The sequence below is a fragment of the Polycladidibacter stylochi genome, assembly GCF_001562055.1.
In the GTDB taxonomy this organism is placed as follows: domain Bacteria; phylum Pseudomonadota; class Alphaproteobacteria; order Rhizobiales; family Stappiaceae; genus Pseudovibrio; species Pseudovibrio stylochi.
On the sequence record NZ_LLWE01000007.1, the window covers coordinates 1 to 9,575 of the forward strand.

The window sequence follows — 9,575 nt, forward strand, 5'->3', positions numbered from 1 at the left end:
CATTCACGCTGCACGGGCCGCTTGATCACGGGGCTGCGGGGGAAGATGTGCTTGGCCTTGGCTTTGACATCATCGCAACCGATGGCGATGGCGACCAGGCACGGGCTACCATAAACATCAACGTGGTTGATGATGTGCCCGTGGCCGATCTAAAAGTTTATGGAGGGCGGGTCATTGTCGACGAAAGCGGCGGTGTGCAAGCAGGAACACCAAGTGCACAGGAAATCAGCTACTTTAACCGGTATGTGACCAATAAAGGAAAGGACGAGGACTTTGACGATGGCCCGATTTACGGACGCGGCACCTTTGCACTTACAAAGGACGCGCTTGCCGGAGCTGACGGGTTTAAGCATGCTCCCGAGTTAAAGCTGGAAATTGCCGGTAACGCATTATCAAGTGGCCTGTTTACAACTGAAGGCTATTCCATTTCTCTTGTTGAAGAGAACGGAATGATTGTTGGCAGGGTTGATGACGCGCTTGCAGGTGAAATGCAAGGGGACGCCGCTTTTGCACTGCGGTTTGTAGATAACCGTGTTGTGGTCGCACAATACTTATCACTCAAGCATAATGATGCATCCGATCCTGATGACGTTCTTAATCTGGCGGGCAAGGTCAACCTTGTTTACCACATTACTGACGGTGATGACGATGTTGCAAAAGCCAGTGCAAATATTGGGGCATGTATTCGCTTTAAAGATGATGGTCCTACAGCCGAGAACATTTTGCTGACATTTGATGATGATGATGTGAGTGGTGCTGATGGCAACCCGGGAGGGTTTGGCGATGATTATGCCTCCGCTTTAACCGGGCATTTGCTCGTGGATTACGGGGTAGATGGCAAGGGGCAACTACTGTTTGCCTCCCACCAAGATTTGCCGGAGGGTTTTACCGGTAAACTTGAAGGGCAGATCTATACGCTTTATCAAAATGGTGTTGCTGTACTTGAAGCGTCACTCAACCAAGATGGGCAGTATAACTTTAAGCAGCTTGCGCCTCTACAACATGAAGCTGGCGGGCAAGAAAATAACCTGGTCGTTAAACTGAAGTACTTTGTACAAGATGGTGATCAGGATTGTGATGCCGGTTATATCTCGATTGACTTTGACGACGACACACCTATTCGTGCTTATAACACTCTTGTTGATGCTAAGGAGGATACTGCAGCTTATGCTATCGCGGAGGGCTCGCTTAACGGCGACTTCGGTGCCGATGGTAAGGGTGATATTGCTTTTAGCTGGAGTGAAACAAGCCCTTCACAAGGCTGGAGCTATAGGCTTGATGAATTTGGAAATATGCATATCTCGCAGCATGGAGTACATGTGCTTACCGCAACACTTGATCCGGTCAGTGGTGCTTATGAGCTGATGCAAATTCGCCCGCTGGAACATGGGGGGGCGGATAGCTTACACTTAACACTCTTTTACAATACCCATGATGGAGATGGTGACTGCGCATCGCAGTGCATTACTTTCAACATTCAAGATGACGGGCCAACTGGAGGAAAACCGGTTTGCATTGTGGTAGATGAGGATAACCTGCCAGATGGCAGCAGCCCTGATAGCGATGCAACCACTGTTAGCAAAGCGCTTTCCATAGATTGGGGGCAAGATGGCCCTGCAGCTATCAAGCCACTTGTGTTTGATGTTGTCGACGGTGAACAAAACGGTCTCAGCTCTGGTGGTGTACCTGTGTATTACGTCATTTCTGATGACGGTGCCTTATTAACGGCAACGGCTGGGGATGGTGGTGCAACCATCTTTACACTTGAGCTTGACAGTACAGGTAGTGGAGCTTTCACATTCCAGCAATTTGGTTCGTTAGACCATTCTGATGCGCAAGGCGAAAATCTTATAGGGCTTAATTTCACTGTCATTGCTACCGACAGTGACGGGGGTACCGCTCGCACTGCTATCAAGGTGGATGTGGTCGATGATGTACCAATGGCTCATGATGATGGAACGCACGCTATCACCAGCGGACAAACGCATGTTATCAACCTGCTTGATAATGATGAGTTTGGTGCAGACGGGCTTGAACGCATTGAGCTGATAGATGCCCCCAATGGTGCACAGCTGGTTAATGGCCAGTTGCACTACACCGCACCAGATGTTGATAGTAGTACCTCACAACAAATCAGCTATCGTATTATCGATAAGGATGGCGATATTAGTGAGGCAAGCCTAAGCTTCAACATTGAGCCAGTTGTCGTTGATAATAAACCACCACAATTAACCCTTGCTGGTAGCAACCAAATCGAAAATATCCGCGATGAGTTTAATTCGAAAGAGTTTAACAACTGGCAAGAATATGTTGATCCGGCAAAACGCCATGACGGGAGTAAGAACTGGAGTAAAGACGGCCAGGGCGATGACAACTGGCACAGCAATAGTACTGGTAACATTCGTATTGATGATGGCTATTTGAAAGTAGATGCTATGGATGGTGATGGTCCAAGTACCACGCTATTTACCCATAGACTGGCACCAACTAGTGTACGTGATGGTGCTCAACTTAGCTTTGATTATGCACATAATGGTACTGACAGCTCGTTTGAGATCCGCCTTTCAAAACATGCCAACTATGATGCGAATAATAACCCTGGCGCAAATGCCGGTGACTTCGTCATCAAGCTACCGGCTTATACGGGCAATGGCCTTAAGCACTTTACGCTTGATATCACTCCCGACATGTTCAAAAATTTCCAAGGCGATAATCTATACATTCGCATTGTTGAACATGGCCAAGGTGGTGAAAGCTTAACACTTGACAATATTGATATTGAGTGGGGACATAAAGGCCAGGTGGGCGATCAGATCAACTATGTGGATGGTGGTGTGGCGATTACTACAGATGCCAATATCACCGATCCGGATGGTGATGCGATCAAGTCAGTTCAACTTAAAGTCAATAGTGGTGCTGGCACTCTTGAATATCGCGGCGCTGGTGCTTTCCAGCTATCTCTTGCCAATGGAGTTTACACTCTAACCGCCATTGATGGCAGTGCGGCACCAGCTGAGGACTTTGAGGCTGCACTCGAAGCTGTCTTCTTTGTAGCAGACAATGCAAGCTCAAACCAACAGGCAAGCTTAAGCATTACAGTGAGTGATGAAAAAGATAATACGAGCGCTCCAGTTGATGTTGAGTTCAACTTCGATGGCTATAAGGCGGCAGGCGTCGGCGGACACAGCAACATTGGCAGTGACAACCCCGCAGGCTCTGATGGCAACGACAAGTTGGTCGCTAGTAACACAGAAACCGATGATATTATTTTGGGTCAACAAGGTGATGACATCATTAAAGGCCGGAGAGGAGACGACGAATTACACGGACAACAGGGTAATGACCAAATCTTTGGCGGCCAAGGCAAGGACCTGATTTACGGAGGTGATGGTGATGATACTATCCGTGGCGGCCAAGGGGATGATAGCCTCATCAGCGGCCGTGGGTTTGATAATGTATATGGCGGCACTGGCGCTGATACATTTATTTTCCGAGGGTTAGAAGCGGATGGAAGCATCAGCGGTGTCGATACCATCCATGATTATAGCTTTGAGGAAGGGGACCAACTCGACATTTCGGCTTTGTTGCAGCAGGCGTTTGGGGACAACCCAACACTTGCAGAAGTGGAAAGTTTTGTGAAGATAGAAAACCAAACCCTTTACGTTGATGTTGATGGCCAAGATGGTGATTGGCAGGCTGTTGCAGTTATCGATGATTATTTGGCAACCGATAGCTTGAGAATAATTCTTGATGAAGATGGCAGCTCAATTGATTTACAACAAAACTCGATGATGATTGTTTAACGAATGAGCCTGTGCCGGTTTTACCGGCACAGGCTGCCATAAAAACCACAGGCATTTCAAAGTACTCAACTGCGGATTACAGTACTTTTCCAATACTAGGTTTTTGCTGTTTATTACTTAAGTGCCAGCTTTAACGCATGACTATAATTTTTGCACCCACACTCACATTTTCATAGAGATGAATAACATCTTCATTCGCCATGCGAATGCAGCCCGATGACACTGCTGAACCTATGGTCCATGGTTCGTTAGAGCCATGAATACGGTAGATCGTGCTGCCGATATAGAGTGCGCGCGCTCCCATTGGGTTTTGCGGCCCGCCTTCCATAAAGCTTGGAATAATACGCCCGTTACGACGCTCGCGTTCTATCATGACCTTGGGCGGTGTCCAGCTTGGCCATTCGGCTTTGCGGGTTACACGGTGTGCGCCAGACCACTGAAAGCCATCGCGGCCAACGCCAACACCATACACCATCGCTTTACCACCGCCTAATACATGATAGAGGCGACGTTCACTGGTATTTACCAGTATTGTGCCAGGTGTATGAGGGCCATAATAGCTGATGAGCTTGCGCTTGATAGGTGATTTGCCATGGCGGGCATTGCCGTATTTGACCCACTCTTTGGTAACCGGGTCAAAAAAGCTACCAGCACGAGATGCTTGCGCAGGTGAAAAACCCACGGCAAGTAATGCTGCAAGTGCAACCAAAAATAATGATATTTTTCTTTGCATTGGTAATCCCTGTTCTTATTGTTCTTTTGAGATAAACAATCAACACAAGCAACGTGTCAGGGAAAAATTGCTTATTTATTAAATACAATAGTAGTGAGATTAAATTTCATATCGATTTATATTATCGTTTATTCTATATTTAATGGAAGTATACTTAGGTTAGAAAAAAGAAAAATGAAGTCTAATTATGTTTTTTACGATTAAGAAAGGACGCTACCATCTGGCAGCGCCCCATTTACTTTAGCTCAGGTTCAATTCCTTGAAGAAGTCATTCCCTTTATTGTCAATCACTATGAAAGCCGGGAAGTCTTCCACTTCAATCCGCCAAACTGCTTCCATGCCCAGTTCTTCGAATTCGACAACTTCAACCTTCTTAATACAGTCTTGTGCCAAACGCGCAGCCGGACCTCCTATCGAACCGAGATAAAAGCCGCCATGAGCCTGACATGCGCGGCGCACCTGCGCAGAACGGTTGCCTTTGGCCAGCATTACCATTGAACCGCCAGCGGCTTGGAACTGGTCAACATAGGCGTCCATACGCCCTGCAGTTGTGGGGCCGAACGAGCCTGATGGCATGCCTTCAGGCGTTTTGGCAGGCCCTGCATAATAGACCGGATGGTTTTTGATATAATCCGGCAATGGCTCGCCGGCTTCTAATCGATCACGCAGTTTAGAGTGCGCTAAATCACGTGCCACTATCAATGGGCCGGTCAGTGACAGGCGGGTCTTGATTGGGTGCCTGGAAAGCTCTGCCAATATCTCAGGCATTGGGCGGGTGAGATCGATTTTAACAACGTGATCAGAAAGGTCTTCACTATTGATCTCAGGCAGATACTTTTCCGGTTCGCGTTCCAGCTCTTCCAGGAAAATACCGTCGCGCGTAATTTTGCCTACTGCCTGACGGTCAGCCGAGCAAGAAACACCAATGCCAATGGGCAATGAGGCACCGTGGCGAGGTAGGCGAATAACGCGGACATCATGACAGAAGTATTTACCGCCAAATTGTGCCCCGATACCGGTTGCCTGGGTGAGCTTGTGTATTTGCTCTTCCATTGCATGATCACGGAAAGCATGGCCCAACTCAGAGCCCTGTTCTGGCAGTTCATCGAGATATCTTGCGGAGGCCAGTTTGACGGTCTTTAAATTGAGCTCTGCCGATGTACCGCCAATAACCACAGCAAGGTGGTAGGGTGGGCAGGCAGAGGTGCCAAGGGTAAGGATTTTTTCCTTGATGAACTCAAGCAAGCGCTCGGGTGTTAGCAGGCTTGGGGTGCCTTGAAACAGGAAAGTTTTGTTAGCCGAGCCCCCACCCTTGGCCATAAACAAAAACTTGTAGGCATCTTCACCCTCGCTATAGATCTCGATTTGCGCGGGCATATTGTTACGGGTGTTTTTCTCTTCAAACATAGAGAGCGGTGCAAGTTGCGAGTAACGCAAGTTCTTTTTAAAGTACGCATCGCGTGCACCTTCACCAAGTGCAGCTTCATCCTGACCATCCGTCCAGATACGACGCCCTCGTTTGCCCATAATAATTGCTGTACCTGTGTCTTGGCACATGGGCAAAACACCCGCTGCGGAAATATTGGCATTTTTCAGCAAGTCATAGGCAACAAACTTGTCGTTTTCGGTTGCTTCTGGGTCGTCAATTATTTTGCGAAGCTGAGCGAGGTGGTCGGTTCTTAGGTAATGGTTGATGTCTTCAAAGGCTTGGTCGGCAAGCAGGCGTAGCCCTTCTGCTTCCACTTTAAGCATAGTTGTTTTTTCAAAGGTAACCTCGCTCACAAATTCGCTGGTGAGTTTACGGTATTTGGTTTTATCGTGGCCAACCGGAAATAGTGAGGTATGGATGTATTCTGGTGCGGAGGTCTCTGGCATTTTTTATCTCAAATTGTGGTGCTAACAATTGGTTGTTGCCACAACTTGTATATCTTTATGTTGGCGCGGCAAAGCACCGCAGACAAAAAAATATCAGTATCCTCATTGGAATATTGGCTAAGAGGTTGTGACGCTGTTTTGAGCGACAGAATTTTAATGAAGCCGGTTACCAGTATGGTTGCAAGCCTATCCCCGCATGTGACCAGCCATGTACGCGCTTAAAGAACAGCAGCAAGAAATCTATATTCGGCAAATCACCGGCAACGCTGCCAGCCTAGCCGCCTTACTTGATTTAAGTGCAAGTGAAATTCGTGAGGACTTTGCCGACCAAATAGCCCAGACCTTGCAAAACAAAATCAACCACCCCGATGAAGCTTTCTGGAAGAGCCTACAACGGGCTGAGAGGAGAATGGGCATGCACGAATGAGAAGATCGCTACTTTGAGAAAATCCTCTAACAAAAATGACGCTCAATCTTGAGATATCATAATATCAGGAACGTATATCTGCTTCAGGGGGATCATTGTACGAAATCTTGCAGAGAGCTTATCATAATGCTCCAAGACTAGTTCGACGAGTTGTTCACCATCAATGAGCCGCAGTTTGGGCCGATTACGTTCAAGTAAGCGCGCAGGTCTGCTATAAGATCCCAAGGATATGAAGAGTGCGCATTCGCCTTCGCCAAGGGTGCCGAGAAGCTGATTAACCTCCGGCTCACCAATCTGAGAAGTCATGCGTTTACATTGCACTTTGATGATCGGAGGCTCAAAACCAAGCTCATCACTATGCGCGATAACATCAACCCCGCCATCACCTGATTTTGTTGTCACCCTTGCCGTGTACCCCATACACTCGAGTAAATGCGCGGTGAATTCTTCGAACTCATAACCGCTTAGAGCATCATATATCTTGCGAATGACGTAATCTTGGGTGGTCTCTTGCGCTTGGCGCGAAACAATACTTGTTACGCTGTCATCATCTGGAGTTTGGTCATCCTCGCTTTCGGTTGGCAGTTCCCCTTGCGGGGTGACCTTGTTCAGGAACTCGGTAGCGTGCTTCCTCACGCTAAACAGCGTGATAAACGAGCCAATTTCGTTCAGCGCTGCTTGAGAGAATTCACTTCTTGAAAATCTATTTAGCCAATCAACAGCATGACGGTTTGGATAGTTGTTGCATTCTCCATTAACTGTTGGAACATAGCTGTATTGGCCTTGAAAGCGGCCAATATTGACTTCCCGATTATGTTTTGAAGGGTAAATGACCCAATCCCCAGCTCTAACTTCATTTGAAAAGCGGTAGAGAATGCCAGCTTCAACAGGCACGGCTCCCGGCTTTCGCGATGGATAGGCAGTTAAGATGGCCTCTTTAAAAGCTTCCCTGCCACCTTCTACTTTTTCAAGGCTTTTTAAATCTGGCCACCCGATTGCAACATAATTTCCATCAAGAGCTGCGCTACCAATTTCCTCCGGCATATGGAGGCCCCAAACCTTACTCATTAAAATCATCCAATTCAAAAAACTAGTGCAACCTTTAAGCTACCTATCGATCCGACGCCAATTTTTCAGCCTGCCAAAGAGCTGCCAGACTTTCTAAAAGTGGTGAAACAGTTTTCGGACCTGTACATTTGCCCGTCTTCAGTAGCTTAAAAGGTCTTTGGAAATCGCATTACCCTTGTCAGAACCCTGCTTTGTCTCAAGGATGAGGCAACTCTTTCGATTAAGGTCGATTCGACCATTTATAGGTTTGCTTGTATGTGTAAATGTAACAATACGTTCAAAACGGTTGTCATTAATTTGCCTATCGCTAGCAGCAGGATTTGGTGGCACAACCCCTATCAGCTGGGTTAGTTGTTCCGCAGCGAAAATGGGAAAGTTAGCCATCTCATTGCCCCCAGAGGGCTTCCAGTGGTCAATAAGTTCATCAACGGATTGTAGCGCAACAGACATACTTCAGTAACTCATGTATTAAGTGTCAATGGCATTGCAAATGTTGCATCCAGTAACTTACTGAATAATTGCACAAGTCTTTTCCAATTTGAAAAGTGCATTAGGTCAGTAAAGAGCCAGCTATCATAAACGAGCATAAATCAACAACTACACGAGGTACATAGCCCTTGTTAGCAGTTCTTCAACAATGAATACTTGTCATCGGGGTAGTTATGAGTATTCAGGAAGTCGGTTAATGAGAAATTGAAACCAGAAACTATCTAGTGTGTTTAAGTCTCGACTTGTTCTGATGTAGCGCGCAACTTCGTAATGGAAAATAATGCACCGCGCATTTCAAGAAAATAACAGCCGATAAGTTATTCCAGTTCACATATCTTCAAATATCGGCTTAAATTTACCAAGAGCATCATTCGTATTAATCAATCCAATAATGCAACGCTGCTGATCTACCATCCATTGTGTAGCCACGCTGAATGGTACGCCTCGAGGCGCTAAAAGTGATCTCATGATTACTGGATGCATGACGCCTAGTAAATGGGTTGCGGCTTGTTCACTGGCACGCTTTAGTACGTTTTCAATAAGCAGGTCCAACGCTTTTTGTCGCTCTCGATTTTGCAGGTTTTTTGCCGTGCATATTCTGCTGGCCTCAATTAATCTAGTTGGTTTTATGGTTATTGTTGAGGCTTGCTCAATCCAGTAATCATAGACCATTGTTGCTGAAGTTCAGTTAATTAGACGGCAGCAGGCAATAGCTACACTATCTTTCAATACGACCACATAATCAGCCTCTGGCGTGTCATATTGATCATATTCCCAACCTTGGTGCGTACGGACCTGTCCCATGGATTTTTGATCGTATGCCAGTCTGTCAATGAAGCTTTCGGCCCTAAGCATATGCTGGGCAGGCCACGCCTTACAACCAGAACTCACCTGCTTCCAATTTGTTATAATGACCTTCATGGTACCTCTCGTATCTTGAGGCACTAAAGTCGGTTTCTATAAGTTTGGGTAGGGTGACATCAAACAATGCCCAGTCGTGCAGCTGCAGATATAGCGGTGGCTGCATTTCCATTTTCAATCTTTGAGTAGACTTTGCGCAGGTGCTAATTAATGGACTGGCTTAATAAAAGTGGAGAGCCTCTGTCTCAATTTTTCTACGTTGTCTCTCGAACGTAATTGGCGATTGGTAGTCTAACGCCGAGTGTCGCCGGGTTGGATT

At 46.7% G+C, this 9,575-nt stretch carries 8 protein-coding genes; 2 read left to right on the forward strand and 6 right to left on the reverse strand.

Features of this window, described 5'->3' with window-relative positions:
* A partial coding sequence (locus tag AYK67_RS01515; protein ID WP_156453016.1) for a T1SS-143 repeat domain-containing protein occupies positions 1–3,803 on the forward strand: 3,803 nt, incomplete at its 5' end.
* A gap of 130 nt (positions 3,804–3,933) precedes the next feature.
* Here AYK67_RS01515 and AYK67_RS01520 read toward each other — a convergent pair.
* Both AYK67_RS01520 and AYK67_RS01525 read right to left on the reverse strand, forming a co-directional pair.
* Entirely contained in the window at positions 3,934–4,536 is a 603-nt protein-coding gene (locus AYK67_RS01520) for a L,D-transpeptidase (RefSeq protein ID WP_068081350.1), read from the reverse strand.
* A 240-nt stretch (positions 4,537–4,776) separates the two neighbouring features.
* Positions 4,777–6,411 carry a fumarate hydratase gene (locus AYK67_RS01525; RefSeq protein ID WP_068081351.1) on the reverse strand — a complete coding sequence of 545 codons (1,635 nt, stop codon included), beginning with the start codon at positions 6,409–6,411 and terminating at the stop codon, positions 4,777–4,779.
* Positions 6,412–6,619: 208 nt separating this feature from the next.
* Here AYK67_RS01525 and AYK67_RS01530 point away from each other — a divergent pair, with 208 nt between their 5' ends.
* Positions 6,620–6,838: a hypothetical protein gene (locus AYK67_RS01530; RefSeq protein ID WP_068081354.1), complete on the forward strand. Its 219-nt coding sequence runs from the start codon at positions 6,620–6,622 to the stop codon at positions 6,836–6,838.
* A 42-nt stretch (positions 6,839–6,880) separates the two neighbouring features.
* Here the strand turns inward: AYK67_RS01530 and AYK67_RS01535 are convergent, their stop codons facing one another.
* From AYK67_RS01535 to AYK67_RS01550, 4 genes are all read right to left on the reverse strand, one after another.
* Positions 6,881–7,906 carry a restriction endonuclease gene (locus AYK67_RS01535; protein WP_173645090.1) on the reverse strand — a complete coding sequence of 342 codons (1,026 nt, stop codon included), beginning with the start codon at positions 7,904–7,906 and terminating at the stop codon, positions 6,881–6,883.
* A gap of 138 nt (positions 7,907–8,044) precedes the next feature.
* On the reverse strand, positions 8,045–8,356 hold the full coding sequence (locus AYK67_RS01540; RefSeq protein ID WP_068081357.1) for a hypothetical protein: 312 nt from the start codon (positions 8,354–8,356) through the stop codon (positions 8,045–8,047).
* A 366-nt stretch (positions 8,357–8,722) separates the two neighbouring features.
* Positions 8,723–9,067 (reverse strand): hypothetical protein, encoded by a 345-nt coding sequence (locus AYK67_RS01545; RefSeq protein ID WP_068081360.1) that lies wholly within the window; start codon positions 9,065–9,067, stop codon positions 8,723–8,725.
* A 12-nt stretch (positions 9,068–9,079) separates the two neighbouring features.
* Complete coding sequence (locus AYK67_RS01550) at positions 9,080–9,316, reverse strand: acyl-homoserine-lactone synthase (RefSeq protein WP_068081363.1); 237 nt, start codon at positions 9,314–9,316, stop codon at positions 9,080–9,082.
* Positions 9,317–9,575 lie beyond the last annotated feature (259 nt).